The following is a 19,114-nucleotide window of genomic DNA, read 5'->3' on the forward strand; positions in this document are numbered from 1 at the left end:
GAAGATATTTTAATTTAAGCAGCATTCAAATAGAGTTCCGTTATTTAAAATTTAGATAAAATTACATTGTAACAGTAACAAGTAATAATCATACCTTTGAATGTTAACATTGATTAATACTCATTAACATTTTAAGCAGTTGACGTTTATTGTTTTGCCATGAGAACTGTTGGCTATGCAGTTGTATATTAGACTTATTCCATGTGGTTGATAATATATAATCCAAACCTTCAGATACTGCCGAATAACTTTTTGCTTCTATTATTTTGCCACAAACCTCTTCATTTACAACTTCAGGAATACCACCAACATTTGTTACTAAAACAGGAGTGCCACAAGCCATTGCTTCAAGTACAACATTTGGTACACCTTCGTTATAACTCGGTAAGGCTAGTATACGAGCTTGGCTAATAAGTTTAGGTAATTGGTTATGATCAACACCACCTAATAAAACAACTTTGTCACTAATAGCTAAATCTTTTGCTTGGTTTGTAAGTTCGCTGCGTAAATTACCTGGCCCAGCATATAACAATTTAAGCGTTGGGTATTTTTTACTAATTGCAGCAAATCCCTTAATTAATTCAATGACACCTTTCTCTTTCTTTAAATTGCCAACATATAAAATATAATCGTCGGATTGTTTGTTCGCTATAGCATGCTGAAATTGAAATTTTTGGTGATCAACGCCGTTGTAAATAACACGAATTTTTTCTTTATCTATCCCCATCGTTATCATCTCATCAGCAAGAGCTTGTGAAACAGACAAAATGCCTAAAGCGCTTTTACTCGCCTTAACAATTTGCTTAGCGCGGGCAGGAATTTTTCCATGCAAGTTAATGTCACTACCGTGAACTTTAAAATAGAAGTCAGCGCTAAATAACTTACTAATCCAACTAGCAGCTACAGCTTCTGGAAAAGCCCAGCTTGCGAGTATTTTTTTAGGTTTTTTACGTACTAACCATAAGCCAGAGTGCAAAATGATCGAGATAAACATCATCGCGCTATAAAATCGGCGACCAAATTTTGGCAGATAAAAATAAGGTACGTATCGTAAGCTTTCTGTTTGTTTAAACTCTTTTCTATGTGAAAACCAATCTGGAAAAGCTACTGGCACCAAAACACTTTTGTTAAAGTCATCATCGAGTTGTGCAAACTGCTGACGGTTAAATGTTGCTCGGTTAGGCTCCCAGGGTGACGGATACAAATTAGTTAATATAACTAAAGATGGTTTGTCTTCGTTAAACTTCACAAATGGTAACCCTATGTTTTCCGCTGGCGGTTAACGGAATTTCATCAACTTGGCTAAACACTAGTTGTAATTCATTGTCTGCGTATTTATTTATCTCGGTGGCAATATCAAGTTTGTTTTGTTCAGTAAAGTGCTTATTGGTAATTAACAATATCTGTAAACTCGTTATGTCACTTTGTTTAACTTGAAATTTATCTATACCAATAAATTCTTTAAATAAATGCGGAAAAAGTTCGCCAGGAATTGATTTACCCGTCACAGTTTTAATAATGTCGAGTTTACGACCATCTATGCTACTCATGATTGGTAAAGGATTTTTGCACCCACAAGGTTGGTCAATTAAAGTCGCTCTATCGCCATTAACATATCGAATTAACGGCATACCATAATTATATAAATCGGTAACCACTAAGTCGCCAGACTCACCAGTAATTGACTGCTCCATTTCATTAACAGTTTCTACCACTAAATGGTCACTATTAATGTGCAAATTTTTATGTTCTTGGCATTCTGCTGACATTAACATAAATTCACGACAGCCAAAGGTGTCGTAAACTTCACAATTAAAAGCTTTTTCGATAACTTCTCTTTGAAATTCATGTAATGGCTCTGCGCCTGTCAGAATTGTTTTTGGAGAAAATACCGTTAATTTTTCTGCAATAATATAGCGCGCTAATTCATATAAAGGATTTACATAAGAAACCAATGCGGTAGGCCTATAACTATTTATATCATCTACATAGGTATGCATATTGTTAGAATTCATTGCGAAAGAATTAAGCATTTTCCTATTGTAAAATCTATGATATAGCGTATTTTTTAAACTTTTCAATAAGGTTGGTTGACCAATGTCAGCCCCCCAAAGGTATAAAGTTTTTTGTCCTAAGCCAGCACCTAACCAACCATAACCTCGCCACATAATAGCTTCTCGACGAGTGTTACTGTCTATATCTAGCTCAAAACGAAATGGTTGACCGGTCGAGCCACCTGTGGCCTTTTTGATGTTTTGACTTGAGTTAGTCGCAACAATATCCTGATAATGCTCGGTAATATCACTTTTAGTGATTAAAGGTAATTTGGCAAAATCTGACATTGAAGTAATGTCATCAATAGAATGTACGCCGACCTTAGCCCAAAGTTTGGGGTAGAAGCTAGTATGTGCGAAGGCATGCTCAAGTAGTTTACGTAACTCTTGCCACTGATGTTGCTCTAACGCTTTAGGGGTCCACAATAAGTGTTGTTCATAATTGGATATGTGTTCAACAAGATTTTTACCTTTAAGAAGTTCATATGTCGGCATTAAAAAATGACGAAAAATTGAGGTATACATCAGTAAAAATTATCCTGTTATCATGAGTAGCATTAATCGATTGAATTTAACAAATTAATTATAGAAAGTAACACTTTTATAGTAATATTCTCAGATAATAAAAAAGTTAAATTGTCAGAAATAAAAAAACAGTCATTATTATGGCTATTTTATACGCTGAACCCGTGGGCAAAGTCCCGCTCAAATTATAGTCTGTGCGAACAGCATAGATAAGTAAATAAAAGGGAAGTTTTGTGTCGCAAGTTTTAGTTTCTGTTGTTGTGCCTGTATATAACGGTGATCAATACCTAGAAAAAACTGTTCAATCGATATTAGTTCAAGATTACGAAAATATTGAACTCATTTTGGTTGATGATGGCTCCAAAGATAATTCAAAAGCTATTATTACCCAGCTTGCAATGCAAGACTTACGAATTAAGCCATTTTTTAATCAAAATGGTGGTGTAGCAAATGCTAGGAACTTCGGTATTGCGAAAGCCCAAGGTGACTTTATCGCCTTTTGTGATCAAGATGACTTATGGCTGCCAAAAAAACTTAGTCAACAAATACCATTATTTAAAAATAATAGCGTAGGCCTAGTTTACTGTGGCGCTATTACTGATTATATTTTGTATCAAAAGCAATCAAAGTCTGGTTTTAAAAACAAGCACAAAGGTAAAGTGTTTGAGCAATTAGTTCAATTAAATATGCTAACTTGCTGTACTGCAGTTGTTCGAAAAAGTTACTTACAGCAAGTTGATGGCTTTGACGATGACAGGGCTTTAATGGGAGTAGACGATTGGCACCTTTGGCTTAAGTTAGCCATGGTGTGTGAATTCGACTTTGTTGCAGATTACCTTGCGGTACACGTTTTTCATGGTGACAATTACTCATTAAATGATGAGAAAATGCATGAGGCTGAAGTCGTTTGCTTAAATAAAATTGAAAGCATTGCAGCAACACGTAATAAAAGTGCAAATTGGGCATTAATAAAGCAACAGTTACACATAAGGTATGCTAAATCTTACATCTTTTCAGGTTTTTATAATTTAGCGGGTGATACTTTTATTCGCGCACATCGAACACAAAAAAACACTCCATTCTTATTAAAAGGGTGGTTCATAAAAGTAGTACCAAATTTTGTTTGGAATATACTGCAAAAAACTAAACGTAATTTTTTCACGCGTTAATGACTTGTATATCTACCCTTTTTGAGTATGATATTAGACTACGTTAGCTTTTTAATATTCCTTCATGCTTTGACTTCATAAACCACGCCAGCGAGTATCAACTAGTGACTTTTGATCGGAATTTAGATGTAATATCACCTGTATATCAAGCTCATAATAAAGAACTAGATTCCAACGTTCAAAACGAAATTTTACAAACGAAAAAATGGAAAGTGCTGGCAGGTGCGTTCTTATCTGTCCTTATTTTATCGCTAATTTTTATCTGGACGAGAGAAAGTATTTTTCAGAGTCAGTCTACTATTCAGTTTTCCACAGTGCAGATGGTCGGTGGAAAATTTTCTTCTACTTTATTGCTAGACAGTTTACAAAACCAGCAGCGCCTCACCAGTAATAGAATATTAAAAGCCGTTAATTACAGCATACGTCATAATTACGGTATACAAAGTAATGTGGAATTACTGAGTAACATGCTCAGTGTCGAGTTGCAAAGTGGCCAAATTATTAATTTAAAGGCAACAGGAAGTGACCCTGAACAATTGAAACCGATTTTATCTGCTTGGTTAGAGGTATATCTGAAGGCTTTCAACGGAGAAAATGAAAACAATAATATTGACAGTATATTGAGACTAAGTAACATGCTTAAGGCGCTAGAGGAAAAAATATCTCAGCAAAAAACAGCATTAGTTAACTTTAGTCAAGATAACGATATTGTATCTTTCGAGCGTAACGAAAATAAAATTTTGAATAAAGTAAAATCATTAGAAAAACTGTTACATACAGCTGAGCAAGACCACCTTAACCTGCAAGAGATAGTTAACCGTATCAACCTTGAGGAAAAAGAAAAAAGCTTAATTATGCACCCTAAAGATGAAGCTGCTATAGCTATAGTTAGGCAAAATATAGTTAATATTGAAAATGAACTTGCTGAATTATCTGAAAAATACACACGCAAATATATGGAGAAAGATCCTAATATAATCTTGTTGCAAAAGTCGCTTTTAAATTTTCAAGATCAATTAGAAGAAGACAGCCTATTAAGTCACACGCTTTTCGTAAAAGAAGCTAAAAACAATTTGCTGGTGGCAAAAGAGAAGGTAAGTATTTTAAGCAAACAACTCAATACCCTAAATGCAGAAGCACAAGCCTTTAACTATAATTTAAAAGAATATATTCGTATGAACGATTCTTTAAATCAGTTAGTAACACAAGCACAAGGCTTAAAAGATAGCTTGCTAGAGCAAGAAATTTTGCAGGTAGGAAAACCAAAGCTTACCGTTTTAGAATATCCGTTTGTGCCTAGCTACCCTATTGCCCCTAATAATCAAAGAGACTCTTTAATTGCCCTTTTAATATCGGCGGTTGCAGCACTTTTAGCGTTATTTTTATTTAGTTGTATCGTACGACAAAAACAAGCACCAACAGTTTTTTCAAACTATACCGTAGTTCCTCATGACATGAGTAATAAGTGTCAGATGCTTAAGCAACAAGAGGCTCAAACCTCCGAAAATCAAGCGCTGATTGAACAAAAATCTACCACGGGAAATCTTCGATTGTTAAGTGCTAACGAATGTCAAAAACTAGTTGGTTTTGCTAGCAAACAGGGACAACTTGTTATTTTGTTAGTGTTAGGCGGGGTCAACATTGAAGAGTTATTAGCAATTAAATTATTAGACTTTGATGGAGAAAAAAACACGCTAAAAGTTAACGGGGCGTTCGCCAGAAATATAGCACTATCACCTGAAGTTTGCGTGCTAGCTGCTGAAGTTATTCAGTATAAAAATATACAAGACAGTATATTTGATCAAAGTTATACGCATGAAGAGTTAGGGTATTTAGTCACGAATAGCGCTCATGACGCAGAGTTAATTGAACCAGAAGGCATTAGCCTAGAAAACTTGCGACATACTTATCTTGTTTTTTTGTTGGAACAAGGCGTTAAATTGAATAATTTAGAAAAAATAGCAGGATATATTAAACCTGCTCAGTTAGTGCTTTACCGTAAAAACAGCGTTAACACACAGTTGAAACAAGCAGAAGTTAGCACTATTTATCCAATACATTTAGGTAAGTGTTAATTAATTTAGTGTCAAATTACAGCCTTGACTTTAAGGATAAATAAACAGCAATTATAATTGATCAGCAATATAGCGTAGACCGAACCGCAACATGATTAGAAAAGTGTATAGCGTATATAACGATGCTCAATACCTAGAAAAACTGTTCAATCGATATTAGTTCAAGATTACGAAAATATTGAACTCATTTTGGTTGATGATGGCTCCAAAGATAATTCAAAAGCTATTACTACCCAGCTTGCAATGCAAGACTTACGAATTAAGCCATTTTTTAATCAAAATGGTGGTGTAGCAAATGCTAGAAACTTCGGTATTGCGCAAGCCAAAGGTGACTTTATCGCCTTTTGTGATCAAGATGACTTATGGCTACCAAAAAAACTTAGTCAACAAATACCATTATTTAAAAATAATAGCGTAGGCCTAGTTTACTGTGGCGCTATTACTGATTATATTTTGTATCAAAAGCAATCAAAGTCTGGTTTTAAAAACAAGCACAAAGGTAAAGTGTTTGAGCAATTAGTTCAATTAAATATGCTAACTTGCTGTACTGCAGTTGTTCGAAAAAGTTACTTACAGCAAGTTGATGGCTTTGACGATGACAGGGCTTTAATGGGAGTAGACGATTGGCACCTTTGGCTTAAGTTAGCCATGGTGTGTGAATTCGACTTTGTTGCAGATTACCTTGCGGTACACGTTTTTCATGGTGACAATTACTCATTAAACGATGAGAAAATGCATGAGGCTGAAGTCGTTTGCTTAAATAAAATTGAAAGCATTGCAGCAACACGTAATAAAAGTGCAAATTGGGCATTAATAAAGCAATAGTTACACATAAGGTATGCTAAATCTTACATCTTTTCAGGTTTTTATAATTTAGCGGGTGATACTTTTATTCGCACACATCGAACACAAAAAAATATTCCATTCTTATTAAAAGGGTGGTTCATAAAAGTAGTACAAAATTTTATTTGGCATACACTGCAAAAAACGAAACGTAAAATCGCAGAAAAAAATAACAAATAAAAATTTAAACGAATTAAAGCCAAAAGTTATACACTTATGAGACTCGGTGGTGTTGCCATGCAAATTTTTTATGCTTTAATTGTAAGTCATTCTTGGCACAAAACATCCCATAAGCCCTGAAAAAACTAACGCGAAAACAACTTTTCTGAGTAATAATTGTTGTGTATTAATTTTGATTACTATAGTTACTGACTCTATTTTATATAGTATTGAGTTTGGTGCCATGGCTTAGGGGCTTTTTTTGAACTGTAGGGGTTCCACTTACATTTATTATAGTCTTAAAGCGCCACAGCATTTATTAAAGATTAATTAAGCTTCAATCGGTAAATTATTTATTGTGTTAATATTGAATGGGTTTTGTATTATATTTGCTGTAATTATATTGAAACCCATCTTGATTAGTGAAGATATGATCAACATTGTTATTAAGGTTTTATGGGCGTAAGGCTATATTATATATTTTAGAGAAAAATTCAATTTTGGTAATGACAACCTTATTCAAATCTAATGATAGTTAAGTCTCATATGTCAAATTTACAAACATCATAAAAAACAAGGATCCACAGAGTAATGAAATTTGTTATTTTAAACCAACCCACAAAAAACAAAGGTGATTTAGCTGCTTTCAAGGCACTTGTCATTCTTATAAGTCAGAAGTATCCAACAGCTGTTATTGAATGTTTATTTACCACTAAAGATCATGATGTTTTGTTTGATAGAGTTGAGAAGGTTAATTGTATAGATATACACTTACCAAATTTATGGCGAATTACAAAAATGTGTTTAAAATTTCCATTTTTATTTAAACTACTAAGTTGTTTTTCTGGCTACTCTAAATATATCAAACATTTAAAAAATGCTGATATGGCTATCCTCTCTCCTGGAGGATTAGAAATAGGAGCATATCAAGATTGGCGAGTTCTTTGGGGCTTAGCTTTAGCTGATTCTTTAAAAGTAAAATATTCAATATACTCTAGATCAATTGGTAAGTTTGTAAATAAGTCTCATGATGATAGACTTTTTATTCAATATGCCATTAAATATCTGCAAAAATCTAGGTTCAACGGATTAAGGGAAAGAAAAAGTCAGGAGCTTGCTGGGATGCTAGGTTTAAGTTACTTCCCTGCTATTGATGTTGTATACAGTAATACACCAAAGAAAGATTTCAATAGTGCGTTAATCAAAGGTGTAGCTAAAGACTTTGTGGTTTTTGTACCTTCCAAGTTTGATAATTGGCACCCAGATTTCAATAAAGAATCCCAAACTCAGTTAGATAAGCTTTATCAAAATGTGATATCAATTATTATCAACAAAGGGAAAACTGTGATTATGCTTCCTCATACTTATAGCAGGGGGATTGAAAGAGATGATCGTAATTATTTTGAAACTTTAATTGAAGATAAATTTAAAGATAATTGTATTATTGTTGATGACCAATTAGATACAGATGACTACCAAGCTATAATCAAAAAAGCTGATTTCGCAATATCTGCTCGTCTCCACCAAGTCATATTTGCAATTAATAATCACACACCAGCTATATGTTTAAGTTATGAACATAAAATGCAGGCGATGATGGATATGCTAGGGTTAAGCGAATATTCACTAAGCTTGCAGTCACAGATAAAAGAAAGTGAAAAATTAATTATGTTGCTTGAAGAGTTTTTAGATAAATCAGACTCTCATAAAGATAAATTTATAAAGGCTCAAAATCAAGCAGGAATTATCGCTAATGAAGCCTTTAATAATTTTACAAAAAGCATTGATTCATAATTAGTTTAATAGACCCTCAATCATTATTGAATTTTGATTGAGGGTCTATTAAACAAAATGTTTTTTAAATTTCATTGTAGGATTTTCGATACCATACCATGACAGAATAGCTAAAAATATAGTGGTAGGTATACACCAAAAAATCATTTCATATGGGGAGATAGGGTTTATTATTGTCGTAAGTGTTTGTTGTATTGGCCATGCATAAATATATGTGCCGTACGAAAAATCACCTAGTTTATTGTAGTTTAATATTATACCTGTTGGCAAATATGCAGCACAAAGTACTATATATGGCATTGTAAGAATATAAGCCACAAAGAACATTGCTTTACTGATAAAAAGAGCAATTAACAGTACAGATATGAGAACCAATACCCATTTAATATTCAGCGAAATATATTTCCTCAGTACATATAAGCTTCCACCGATAAAAAATGCAGATGAAAATCTAAAAAACTTATAATAAAACCAATGAAAGTTTTCTTGAAAGTGAAAATAAAAATATAAACTGGTGCTGCAGATAGCAATTAACACTATGATGTATGAATGCATTTCAAATTTGATATTTATTTTTTTTAATAAAACACAAAAAACACCAATTAAACACAGCAAAACATACATTCGAAGTTCCCACGGTAAAGTCCAAAGTGAGCCGTTAACACTTCTGTCTAATGGCGCGTTATAGAATACACCGGGTAATTCTTGATAATCAGTTACAATAATTGTGGAATTATAAATTATAAAATTTAATAACTCTGGATCTTGAACATAATGCTGTAATGAAAAGCTTGATAGATATGCACCTAAAAGAACACAAAAGATCACACAAATAATTAATGCTGGAAATATTCTCAAAACTCTTGAAACGATAAAAATCTTTAGATCAGTTCGAACTAATAAACTGCGAGTGACTAACAAGCCGCTTGTGATAAAAAAAATATCTACAGCGATAGTTCCTAAGCTAACTCCAAGTAAATCTTGTAATGCTCCCAGGCTTTTGTCACCTAATGAAAGAGCATAACTGTGACTAACAATAACAGCCAAAGCAGCAAACATTCGAATTAAATTAAAATTGTTATTTTTACTATCTATTACATTACGAAGTGTAATTTTATTCTTAATATTCAAAATTAAAGACCTAACTTTAATGCGATATAAACGGCAACAATAATTGACCAGCAATACAACATTGACCTCATTGCAAGTTGATTCGTGAAGTTTATAGCGTAAGCAGGGTTTATTTTTATTAATCTCATATGTGAAGCAATGGCCATCCCTAAGAAAATAAACAATATTAAAGTAAACATCCTACTTATAAAAAATCCGGTTATCATAAAGCCCATTAAAGAAAAAAATAACGTTTTATTAAGTAGTATTTCCGCTGCTTCATCAGCTGATCTTTCTATTTTTTCAATATCTTTTAATTTATTATTAACTATTTGATCTCGAATAATTAAATACCCCGTTAATACGGTGAAAATTAGCGCGCCACCCCAAAGGGAATAACCAGGTACCCCTAGTTCACCAGCAACATGTATATAGGAATTATGTGCAACAAGCCCATGCTCTTCTAGAAATTGACCCATGCCAATACCCAAAATAGGATTGTGTAATAGCATGAGTACTCCGGCATACCAGGCTTCGAGGCGACCATCAGCAGAAGCATCTATATTGCTTTGCAGGGAAGCTACAACCGTTGCTGCTATTGGTGCAAGAACTGCGATGGCAATAAACAATTTTGGACCAGCGTTCATAACCACTAAATACACACCTATTAACGCGCCTGCACCTAAAGCTGTACCACGTGAACCCGTTAGGTATACACCATATAATAGTGCAGATAATGCAAGAAGCATTAATATTTTTGTAATAGGATTTCCTGTTTTAAAGAAATATATAACAAAGGGAATGTTCATTACTAAAAACATACCAATATCATTAGGATCGTTAAAAAATCCCAGGTAGGTTATACGTCGTTCACCTAAGCCTATATACCCAACAGAGAAAGTATCGAAAGCCCATCCAGCACCATTAATTCCAGTTTGTTGAACATGACCATTATGTACCATCAATAAAGCTGCAGCCAAGCAGATCATCATGAGTAAGTGTTGTCGTTTGATCGTAGTTATACAGTTTGAATATAAAAATAGTGGAATTAATGCACTTATAAATATCCGTTCTGACTGTTCAATACCTATCATCCCAGAACCATTGAAAAAACCTGACATAATAATGAGAGGTACTAATGCAAGAAGCATCCAATGTTGAGGCAATATTTTAAGAGGTCTTTGGGTTGCAAGCGTAGATACAAATGCAATAATTATAAAAACTTTAATCGTTATCCACTCAATACTTACTAAAAACATTTCATGAGGTCGAATAAGTACAGATGCTGTATACAAAAATAAAAAGAAGAAAGCTAATCCAGAGTCATTCTCTACTGTTTTTGGGAAGTGACGGGCCATACCTTTAAAGTTCCTTTATCAATTTTTTTTAAAGTTCGGAGGTATACGTTCAATAGCATAAGTTAGTAAAGTCTTTTTAATGGCCTTATCAAGTAACAACACCCAACATATAAGTACAATAAAAGGCAAAGCTAACGTGGCGGATAATAAAAACTCTAACCAAGTATCAACAGTTAAATAATCTAATAAATAGCTTCCGGCAATACCTAAAATAACGGTAATAAGCACCGATTTTGATAAACACAAATAAAGCCCGCGCATATTAAAATTATTGTATTTTTTAAACAATACTATTTTGGCAAAAATATTAAAAATAAAGCTGTTAAGAACAGCTCCTGCGGCCATACCGATAAGTCCAAATTTCAAGCCTAAAGCTATAGCTAAAGTAAGTCCTAAAACCACCGACGCAATAGTAATAACTGAGATATATTTATGATTCGCTTGTGCAAATAAAACTGTATTAGCGGATTTACTAAAAGTGGCAAACAAAGCTGAAATAACACCTAAGTACAATAGATTTACTGCGTATTCAAATTCTTGCCCAACCCATAAAAGGATAAAAACTTTACCAAAAATAAATAACGATAAAAATAACACAGTTGAAGAAAATAAGTTAATAGTAGTCGTTTGATTGAAGAGCAACTCCATATTTTCGTTACGGGCAGCTTTTTTATTAAATAAAGGTGAAAAAACACCTGTTATCGAGCTAATGAATGCCGACGTATGCATAATTAAATTACTGGCAATACTCGTTAACGTTAAAGATGGTAAATCGAATAGTTGCGTAATAATTATTGGTTGTGATTTATTGCCAATAGTATTAGCAATACCATTAATAACCAAGTGTTTTGAATAGGAAAATAAATCGATTATTTCTTTTTTACTGGCGAGTTTAAGGCTAAACCTGAGGTCGGGAAATAATCGCTTAGCATAATAAATTTTTAGGGTGTTGGTTAATATATCGCTGGCGAGTGTTGCGACAACAGCACCCCAAATATTTAAATCTGACAAAAGTAAAAATACCAAAACTGCTTTTACTAACGCGTTTAACGACGATATGTTTGCATCAATATCGAAACGTAACATACCGGAAAAAAAACCATGAAAAGGGTTCATCATAAAACCCATAACACTTTGACTGACAGCACGAGTAAAATGTCGACTAAGGTAATTTGGTCTATGCCTTCGACACCAAAAATAGCTGGTACTGTGGTTAAGCCAACTAAGGTTAAAACAGATAAGCCACCTAAAACCGTAAAAAGTACCAAGCCCGTTGAAAAAATTACATTCACGCGTTTTTTATCATTTAGCTCTAAAGCTTGTACTATTTGGCGCTGTATCGCTTGCGGAAAACCTAGGTCAACAACATTAAACCAGCCTAATATGGATAAAATTAACAGCCATAAACCATAGTGCGTACTGCCTAATTCATTAATAAAAAAGGGCGTAAGTAAAAAAGACGTTATTACGACAATTCCACGTTCAAGAAACCGAAATAGCGAGCTAGTAAGTAATTGTTTTTTCATTGAATGGTATAGTAGCTTTTGTCAGATAATTATAAGGAAAAAGAAAGTTAATGCGCTAGCTGACTTCAATTTTTATAGTAATAAGTGTTTATAACATTTATTTGCCGATAAATGGTGAAAAAAATAGGCGAACGAGCTTATTAAAAGCCTTACTAAAAAACAACTTTATTGGACTTTTAACAACCGTAATCGATAACATAGCACGAGAATCCGCATTAAATTTTGCTTTATAGCTATTGTTTACACCACCCATCATAAAGTCGTAATTATTTTTAGGACAATGAGTTATCGACCAATAGTGTAGAAATAGGCCAGGTGACAATTTTGCATAATTTTGTTCGTCCCAACCACTTTGATAAAAGTGGTAAGTATCATCGGTAACTAAATAATAGTGAATGGCGATAGGTTGCTCACCAATAAAAACCGCGCTCATTGCTATTTTTCTGCTGTTTTTTTCACGTAATGCTTTATGGAATTCATTAAATTCAGTGGCAGCGAACGCACCTATTTTGCCTTTATTTTGCCAACGACTTTGATGATAGCTTTTTAGTAACTCCCATGTGTTGTCGTATTCTTTGACATTAAGCCAGCGAGCAGTTGCACTAAGTTTAGTCAATTGGTTTTTGCAGCGATTAATACGCGAACGGGTATTTTTACTTAACTGTGCTAATTGCCATTGAGTATTTTTAACCTTGTATTGTGCAAAGTGCTGCTGGGTTAAATTACCTGTAATATGTGGCATTATTTTAGCTAAATGTGAATCGTTGAAAACTGCTTTAACGACGCATTGATCAAAATTTAATTTGTTTATTTCCTTAATAAGCAAAGGATAAATAGTGTGCTCATAACCTGGCTCTATGTATACATCTAAATACTCAAGCGCGACTTCAGTATGTTCAGGTTCCCCTTGCCCAACTAAATATAGTGTTTTGGTAAAGGGAAAGAATTTACTTTTTTCTATGAAAAAGGGTACTAAACAAATTAATTTATCGGCTTGGTAATAAGCGAAAGATTGTATCTCCCATTGCTTTTGCCAATAACAACTATACCAAGTGTTTAGTAAGTCACAGGGGCCAAATAGGGGGGAAGGAGGATTTAGGCTTTTAAACTTAGACAGTAAAGGAATTAACTGGTCATATTTTGTGATTAACGTTAAATTGATATTATTGTGGTTAATCATAGCTGTCATATGTTTCGTATCTTACGTAAATTGAACGCCTCTTCGCAGAGAGGTGTTTTTTGTACTGGCTTAAATGTTTAGTTTGTCAGTATATTTAATGCTGTTTATTTCAATAAGTTGTTTTAATCATAGTTAACAGATAAATAAGGAAAGAAGGCAGCACTATATCAGTTCCACGGATCGATATTAATAACTATTAATTTGATATTGCTATTCTTGAGTTAGATTGTGCTCATAATTGTACTTTCAGTAAATCAGTTGTTTTAATAATATGACTATATTCTTCATTATTTATTCTGTATATAATGTGTATAACTATATATTTAATAAAACTAATGTCAATTGTGGGCCAAAGTTGAAGACTCATTTATTGTTCTCATATTAATCCTGTAGTTTGGGGCTGGGTATTCACTACCGTTGTATAGAAACAATTGATTTGAATAATATTATTGGAAGTAGAGCTATATGGTACTTTCATGTACTCGTTAAATTTTAAGTGCTCTTCGTTGCTGTAGAGAAAATTATGGATGCTAAAGATGGATATTAAACTGATACAGTTCCAAAGTCATGGGGATGAAAGAGGGGCACTAGTCTCACTTGAAGAAGATAAAAATATACCCTTTGAAATTAAGAGGGTTTATTACATGTTTAACACTAGCAAAGATGTTCGGCGAGGTTTTCATGCTCACCGAAAACTGAAGCAATTAGCGATCGTCGTGAAAGGTTCTTGTCGATTTATGTTAGATAATGGTAAAGAAAAAATTGAAGTACCATTGGATAAACCATCACAAGGCCTTTTTATTGACTCTCTTGTGTGGCGTGAAATGTTCGACTTTTCAGATGATTGTGTGCTTGTTGTTTTGGCTGACGCAATTTATGATGAAACCGATTATGTGCGCAATTATGATGAATTTATAAAGTTGGCTAATAATGATTCATAAGTTGGCAGATGTTCAATCATTAAATATTGGCAAGGGTACAAATGTTTGGCAATTTTGTATTGTTCTTCCAAATGCTCTTATAGGTGATAATTGCAATATTTGTTCCCATTGTTTAATTGAGAACGATGTTGCTGTTGGCAATAATGTTACCGTTAAAAGTGGCGTTCAGCTTTGGGATGGGATCAAGTTGGAAAATGATGTGTTCATTGGTCCCAATGTAACTTTTACTAATGATAAAACCCCTAGGTCAAAACAGTATCCTAATGAATTTTTAAAAACATTGGTTAAACAGGGAGCATCTATTGGGGCTAATGCAACAATTCTCCCGGGTATAACCATAGGTGAATTTGCCATGATAGGGGCTGGTGCAGTTGTTACTAAAGACGTTAAAGCGCACTCACTTGTTGTTGGTAACCCTGCTAAAGAGGTAATAAAATGATCCCATTTTTAGATTTAAAAAAAATTAATAGCCAATACCAAGAAGAACTAAAAGAAGCATGTGCAAGAGTTATAGATTCGGGTTGGTATATTTTAGGGAGTGAAGTTAAAGCGTTTGAAAAAGAGTTTGCGAAGTATTGTGACAGTAATCATTGTTTAGGTGTTGCAAATGGTTTAGATGCTTTGATTTTAATTTTTAGAGCGTATATCGAAATGGGAGTGATGAAAAAAGGTGACGAAGTAATAGTACCTTCAAATACCTACATTGCATCGATATTAGCGATATCAGAGAATGGTTTGGTGCCAGTGTTAGTTGAACCCAATCAATACACTTACAATCTTGATCATGCCTTAATAGAAGAAAAGTTAACTGAGAAGACCAAGGCTATATTAACCGTTCATCTATACGGGCAAGTAAATGATATGGATGAAATTAATGCTATAGCGAAAAAACACAACCTTAAAGTGATTGAAGATTGTGCGCAAGCACATGGTGCACTTTATAAAGGCCGTAAGGTAGGCAGCTTAGGTGATGCTGCAGGGTTTAGCTTTTATCCCGGGAAAAATCTGGGAGCTTTAGGCGATGCAGGAGCAGTAACCACCAGTGATATAGAATTAGTTAATACCATATCTGCATTAAGGAACTACGGTTCTCATGAAAAATACAAAAACATTTATAAAGGTATCAATAGTCGGTTAGATGAAATGCAAGCAGCTATGCTAAGAGTTAAATTAAAGCATTTAGATCCTGAAATTTCTCTGAGACGAGACGTGGCTTTTGCTTACAAAAATGGCATAAAAAATCCATTGTTGATCTTACCTAATATAAACGACATGCAATCCCACGTATGGCATTTATTTGTTATTAGGAGTAGTGAGCGTAAACGATTGGCTGCTTACATGTTGGAGAATGACATCGAGTCTTTAGTGCATTATCCGATCCCTCCCCACCAGCAAGATGCTTATAAAGAATGGAACAAGACCGTTTGGCCTGTTTCTGAACTCTTACATCAGGAAGTATTAAGTATCCCATTAAGTCCGGTAATGCTAAAAAAAGAAGTTATTAGAGTAATAGAAGTACTAAATAACTTCCAATAAAGATGGTAATTCAATAAGGGGCGATAGTAAGTTGAATAGTTTAGAAAAAAATAATAAACCATTAGTTTCATTAATATTATTACTATATAAGCATGAACCTTATGTAAAGGAAGCTATTAAAGGAGTTATGGAGCAAGATTATTCGAACATAGAGTTTATTATTTCTGATGACCACTCTCCAGATTCTACTTTTGATCTTGCTAAAGAGGAAATTAAACAATATCAAGGTAATAAAACTATACTGTTAAACAAAAATGATACTAATATGGGGTTAGTTCCTCATTTAAATAAACTGCTTAAAATAGCTAAAGGCGATATTATCTTACTTGCTGCGGGTGATGATATATCATTTCCTAACAGGGTTAGCAGAACAGTTGAAATAATGGGCGATTCTGAAGTTTCCTTTGTATCATTCAATGACCAACGAATTGATGAAAAAGGCAATATAACATCAAGTGGAACACGAGTTGGGTATGAAGGATTAAAACTGTTTACACTTGAGGAATACTTATCAGGTAAAAGAATACCCTTCAGTGGTGCATCGCGCGGCTTTCGGAGAGTACTATATGATTATTATGGTGATCTCAATAAAGAATGCCCAACAGAGGATACGCCCTATATTATAAGAGGCCTACTAACAGGCAAGGCAGCTATTTCATCAGAAATAGCGATAAAGTATAGGGTTCATGGTGAGAATCTTTCTGGGCCAAAATACCTTCCATATATGAATATAAGTCATATTTCTAATCAGTATCTTGCTGATTTGGGTGTAGCTTTAGAAAAAGGGATTGTAGATAAAGCATTAAGCGAAAAGTTACAGTCTTGGGTTGCAACAAACCATTCTAGAAGGGTCAAATCAAATTTGCGTAACCAATTATCAATCAAAAAATACACTTTTAATTTTTTCATAAACAACATTTTATATGATAGGAATTTTTCGATAAAAGAAAAGTGCATCTTGTTGATAAAATGTATTATGAAAAAAATATATATTTAAGGTGTTGTCAATATTTAAGTATATCTAGATGAGCTCATTTAAAGACTTGAAGTTTATAGTAACTTGGAATTAAAGGTTAGATTATGGAATTTTTGACTAAAGTACAAAGAAAAAGTACTAAGCTGTTAATAAGGGCAAAGGCTAGCGTATATAATAATGGCGTTAACGCTTTTTGGTGGACAGGAAGAGTTAATTTTGGCGATTTATTTACTCCTGAATTGTTTCAGCATTACGGTGTTACCGCCCTTGAGTCTAAACCTGAAAAATCTGAAATTGTTGGTGTAGGTAGTTTATTTGGAATGATACCACCAAATTTTCAAGGTGTTTTTCTTGGTACAGGGCTTATGAAAAATGAAAAAATGCATTTTGAGAAAGCCTCTTTTGCCGCTGTTAGAGGTGAATTCACAAGAAGTAATCTTGGTTTATCTAATGCTACACCTTTAGGTGACTTTGGTTTACTAGCTAACAAATTAATAATCAAAAAGGTAATGATAAAAAAATACGCTGTTGGTTTTGTTCCTCATTATGTTGATCAAGGGCACCCTTGGTTAAACACTATGCAAAAGTACCTAGGCGATGATAAATGTACAGTAATAGATGTTAGGGATTCTGCTCAAAATGTTACAAAACAGATTGCAGAGTGCGAGTTAATACTTTCATCATCTTTACATGGTATTATCGTTGCTGATTCTTTAAATATTCCAAATGTTTGGATTGAGTTATCTAGTAAAGTTATTGGAGATGGTTTTAAATTTAGAGATTATAATACTGCGATTGATTATGAGCAAGCTGCTTTAAAAATTGAAGAAAAAACAAAGTTTTCTGATATTACCAGCTTTATATCTGACAAGAGTGAAGAAAAAATTAAAGACAAAATAATTGAATTAGAAAGTATAATCGTTCAATTGCTAGATAAATGAAATTATTGGCATCATGAAAGCAGATTAAATATTGTAAAGGGGTAACCCAACCCCTTTAAGTGGCTAGTTAGCCTATAAGGAAAGAGCTATTGTGATAGTTTTATCTTAAATGTGGATTCGTTAATGATATAACTTTCCCTATGGTAAACAAAATTTTTCTTTCAAGTCCTTGTGATTTACCCCCAGCAGTCATAAAAGCCCTATATAAAAAAAGTGTTCTCGCGCCATCGTACCTTTTGTATATATGATAATTCTTTTTAAATAGCTGGAGGTTACCTTTTAATATATTTCTGCCATTTGACGTTATGTTACCGTGATTCATCCGTCTCACCTTTATTAAAGGTTGGTTTACAAAACCTATTTTGTAACCTTGTTCTAGAATTCTGATGGTTAAATCATGGTCTTCAGAGCACTTTAATTGTGTGTCAAAATAGTTTACTTGCTCTAATGCCGATTTTTTTATTAATAATGAAGGAGGGGTTACGTAGCTTATCTCTATGGCTTCACTTAGTTGTAAATCATAAGGCTTGTCAATAAAAGTTGCAATATCACCTTCTTGGTTAAACGTTGTTACGCCTGTGTGGCAAGCTGAAAATATAGTGTTTTCAGACATAAATTTAACTTGCTGCTCTAATTTCGATGGTTGCCATATATCGTCGGCGTCACAAAAGGCTATCCATTCTGAAGTTACCAGCTTTATTGCGATATTTCGAGCTGCTGAAGGGCCTTGGTTTTTTTCTAAGTTGATTATTTTAATGCCATTAAAGTTACTTAAAAACTCTTCCGCTTCATGACCACCACCATCATTTATAACAATAATTTGTTGCACGTTATATGTTTGCCGCGCTATCGATAGTAAGGTTTCGGCGAAAAAGTCGAAACCATTAAAGAAAGGGATAATAACGCTAATATTCATGACAACTAATT

The 19,114-nt window shown here is 33.6% G+C and carries 17 protein-coding genes; 9 read left to right on the plus strand and 8 right to left on the minus strand.

What is annotated here, in order from left to right:
• Nucleotides 1-103: 103 nt before the first annotated feature.
• Nucleotides 104-1,249 (minus strand): glycosyltransferase, encoded by a 1,146-nt coding sequence (locus DBO93_RS01170; RefSeq protein WP_108454692.1) that lies wholly within the window; start codon nt 1,247-1,249, stop codon nt 104-106.
• Nucleotides 1,239-2,579, minus strand: a complete 1,341-nt coding sequence (locus tag DBO93_RS01175) for a phenylacetate--CoA ligase family protein (RefSeq protein ID WP_108454693.1) — start codon at nt 2,577-2,579, stop codon at nt 1,239-1,241. Before DBO93_RS01175 ends, DBO93_RS01170 begins: the two co-directional genes overlap by 11 nt.
• A gap of 233 nt (nt 2,580-2,812) precedes the next feature.
• Between DBO93_RS01175 and DBO93_RS01180 the strand changes: the two genes are divergently transcribed.
• The 4 genes from DBO93_RS01180 to DBO93_RS01195 all read left to right on the plus strand — a co-directional run bounded on the left by DBO93_RS01180 (nt 2,813) and on the right by DBO93_RS01195 (nt 8,619).
• Nucleotides 2,813-3,748, plus strand: a complete 936-nt coding sequence (locus tag DBO93_RS01180; RefSeq protein ID WP_108454694.1) for a glycosyltransferase — start codon at nt 2,813-2,815, stop codon at nt 3,746-3,748.
• Nucleotides 3,749-3,852: 104 nt separating this feature from the next.
• Complete coding sequence (locus DBO93_RS01185; protein ID WP_108454695.1) at nt 3,853-5,823, plus strand: tyrosine-type recombinase/integrase; 1,971 nt, start codon at nt 3,853-3,855, stop codon at nt 5,821-5,823.
• Nucleotides 5,824-5,952: 129 nt separating this feature from the next.
• Nucleotides 5,953-6,648 carry a glycosyltransferase family 2 protein gene (locus DBO93_RS01190; RefSeq protein ID WP_108454696.1) on the plus strand — a complete coding sequence of 232 codons (696 nt, stop codon included), beginning with the start codon at nt 5,953-5,955 and terminating at the stop codon, nt 6,646-6,648.
• A gap of 768 nt (nt 6,649-7,416) precedes the next feature.
• Nucleotides 7,417-8,619, plus strand: coding sequence for a polysaccharide pyruvyl transferase family protein (locus DBO93_RS01195; protein ID WP_108454697.1), 1,203 nt, complete (start codon nt 7,417-7,419; stop codon nt 8,617-8,619).
• Nucleotides 8,620-8,667: 48 nt separating this feature from the next.
• On the opposite strand, the gene DBO93_RS01200 is transcribed toward DBO93_RS01195, so the two are convergent.
• From DBO93_RS01200 to DBO93_RS01220, 5 genes are all read right to left on the minus strand, one after another.
• Nucleotides 8,668-9,750: an acyltransferase gene (locus tag DBO93_RS01200; protein WP_108454698.1), complete on the minus strand. Its 1,083-nt coding sequence runs from the start codon at nt 9,748-9,750 to the stop codon at nt 8,668-8,670.
• A gap of 2 nt (nt 9,751-9,752) precedes the next feature.
• Complete coding sequence (locus DBO93_RS01205) at nt 9,753-11,087, minus strand: O-antigen ligase family protein (RefSeq protein ID WP_108454699.1); 1,335 nt, start codon at nt 11,085-11,087, stop codon at nt 9,753-9,755.
• An 18-nt stretch (nt 11,088-11,105) separates the two neighbouring features.
• Nucleotides 11,106-12,206 carry an oligosaccharide flippase family protein gene (locus DBO93_RS01210; RefSeq protein ID WP_162533689.1) on the minus strand — a complete coding sequence of 367 codons (1,101 nt, stop codon included), beginning with the start codon at nt 12,204-12,206 and terminating at the stop codon, nt 11,106-11,108.
• Nucleotides 12,203-12,613, minus strand: coding sequence for an oligosaccharide flippase family protein (locus DBO93_RS01215; RefSeq protein ID WP_108454701.1), 411 nt, complete (start codon nt 12,611-12,613; stop codon nt 12,203-12,205). The genes DBO93_RS01210 and DBO93_RS01215 overlap by 4 nt, the downstream gene beginning before the upstream one ends.
• A gap of 97 nt (nt 12,614-12,710) precedes the next feature.
• Complete coding sequence (locus DBO93_RS01220) at nt 12,711-13,802, minus strand: GNAT family N-acetyltransferase (protein WP_108454702.1); 1,092 nt, start codon at nt 13,800-13,802, stop codon at nt 12,711-12,713.
• A 527-nt stretch (nt 13,803-14,329) separates the two neighbouring features.
• On the opposite strand from DBO93_RS01220, the gene DBO93_RS01225 reads away from it, so the two are divergent.
• The 5 genes from DBO93_RS01225 (at nt 14,330) to DBO93_RS01245 (ending at nt 18,187) form a co-directional block, all read left to right on the plus strand.
• A complete protein-coding gene (locus DBO93_RS01225) occupies nt 14,330-14,734 on the plus strand; it encodes an FdtA/QdtA family cupin domain-containing protein (RefSeq protein ID WP_108454703.1) in 405 nt (134 codons plus the stop codon).
• Nucleotides 14,724-15,173 (plus strand): acyltransferase, encoded by a 450-nt coding sequence (locus DBO93_RS19075; protein WP_108454704.1) that lies wholly within the window; start codon nt 14,724-14,726, stop codon nt 15,171-15,173. Before DBO93_RS01225 ends, DBO93_RS19075 begins: the two co-directional genes overlap by 11 nt.
• The gene (locus DBO93_RS01235; protein WP_108454705.1) at nt 15,170-16,270 is read left to right on the plus strand and encodes a DegT/DnrJ/EryC1/StrS family aminotransferase; all 1,101 of its coding nucleotides are present in this window, start codon (nt 15,170-15,172) and stop codon (nt 16,268-16,270) included. The genes DBO93_RS19075 and DBO93_RS01235 overlap by 4 nt, the downstream gene beginning before the upstream one ends.
• A 31-nt stretch (nt 16,271-16,301) precedes the next feature.
• Nucleotides 16,302-17,267, plus strand: a complete 966-nt coding sequence (locus DBO93_RS01240) for a glycosyltransferase (RefSeq protein WP_162533690.1) — start codon at nt 16,302-16,304, stop codon at nt 17,265-17,267.
• Nucleotides 17,268-17,350: 83 nt separating this feature from the next.
• On the plus strand, nt 17,351-18,187 hold the full coding sequence (locus tag DBO93_RS01245) for a polysaccharide pyruvyl transferase family protein (RefSeq protein ID WP_108454707.1): 837 nt from the start codon (nt 17,351-17,353) through the stop codon (nt 18,185-18,187).
• A gap of 100 nt (nt 18,188-18,287) precedes the next feature.
• Here DBO93_RS01245 and DBO93_RS01250 read toward each other — a convergent pair whose 3' ends face one another.
• The gene (locus DBO93_RS01250) at nt 18,288-19,103 is read right to left on the minus strand and encodes a glycosyltransferase family 2 protein (protein WP_108454708.1); all 816 of its coding nucleotides are present in this window, start codon (nt 19,101-19,103) and stop codon (nt 18,288-18,290) included.
• Nucleotides 19,104-19,114 lie beyond the last annotated feature (11 nt).

Origin of the sequence: Colwellia sp. Arc7-D, from assembly GCF_003061515.1 — a bacterium.
Classification (GTDB): Bacteria; Pseudomonadota; Gammaproteobacteria; order Enterobacterales; family Alteromonadaceae; genus Cognaticolwellia.

Coding starts and splice junctions, on each gene's coding strand:
- DBO93_RS01175 (WP_108454693.1), bottom strand. CDS start 2,579: ATGTATACCTCAATTTTTCGTCATTTTTTAATGCCGACATATGAACTT.
- DBO93_RS01195 (WP_108454697.1), top strand. CDS start 7,417: ATGAAATTTGTTATTTTAAACCAACCCACAAAAAACAAAGGTGATTTA.
- DBO93_RS01205 (WP_108454699.1), bottom strand. CDS start 11,087: ATGGCCCGTCACTTCCCAAAAACAGTAGAGAATGACTCTGGATTAGCT.
- DBO93_RS01210 (WP_162533689.1), bottom strand. CDS start 12,206: ATGATGAACCCTTTTCATGGTTTTTTTTCCGGTATGTTACGTTTCGAT.
- DBO93_RS01215 (WP_108454701.1), bottom strand. CDS start 12,613: ATGAAAAAACAATTACTTACTAGCTCGCTATTTCGGTTTCTTGAACGT.
- DBO93_RS01220 (WP_108454702.1), bottom strand. CDS start 13,802: ATGACAGCTATGATTAACCACAATAATATCAATTTAACGTTAATCACA.
- DBO93_RS01225 (WP_108454703.1), top strand. CDS start 14,330: ATGGATATTAAACTGATACAGTTCCAAAGTCATGGGGATGAAAGAGGG.
- DBO93_RS19075 (WP_108454704.1), top strand. CDS start 14,724: ATGATTCATAAGTTGGCAGATGTTCAATCATTAAATATTGGCAAGGGT.
- DBO93_RS01235 (WP_108454705.1), top strand. CDS start 15,170: ATGATCCCATTTTTAGATTTAAAAAAAATTAATAGCCAATACCAAGAA.
- DBO93_RS01245 (WP_108454707.1), top strand. CDS start 17,351: ATGGAATTTTTGACTAAAGTACAAAGAAAAAGTACTAAGCTGTTAATA.
- DBO93_RS01250 (WP_108454708.1), bottom strand. CDS start 19,103: ATGAATATTAGCGTTATTATCCCTTTCTTTAATGGTTTCGACTTTTTC.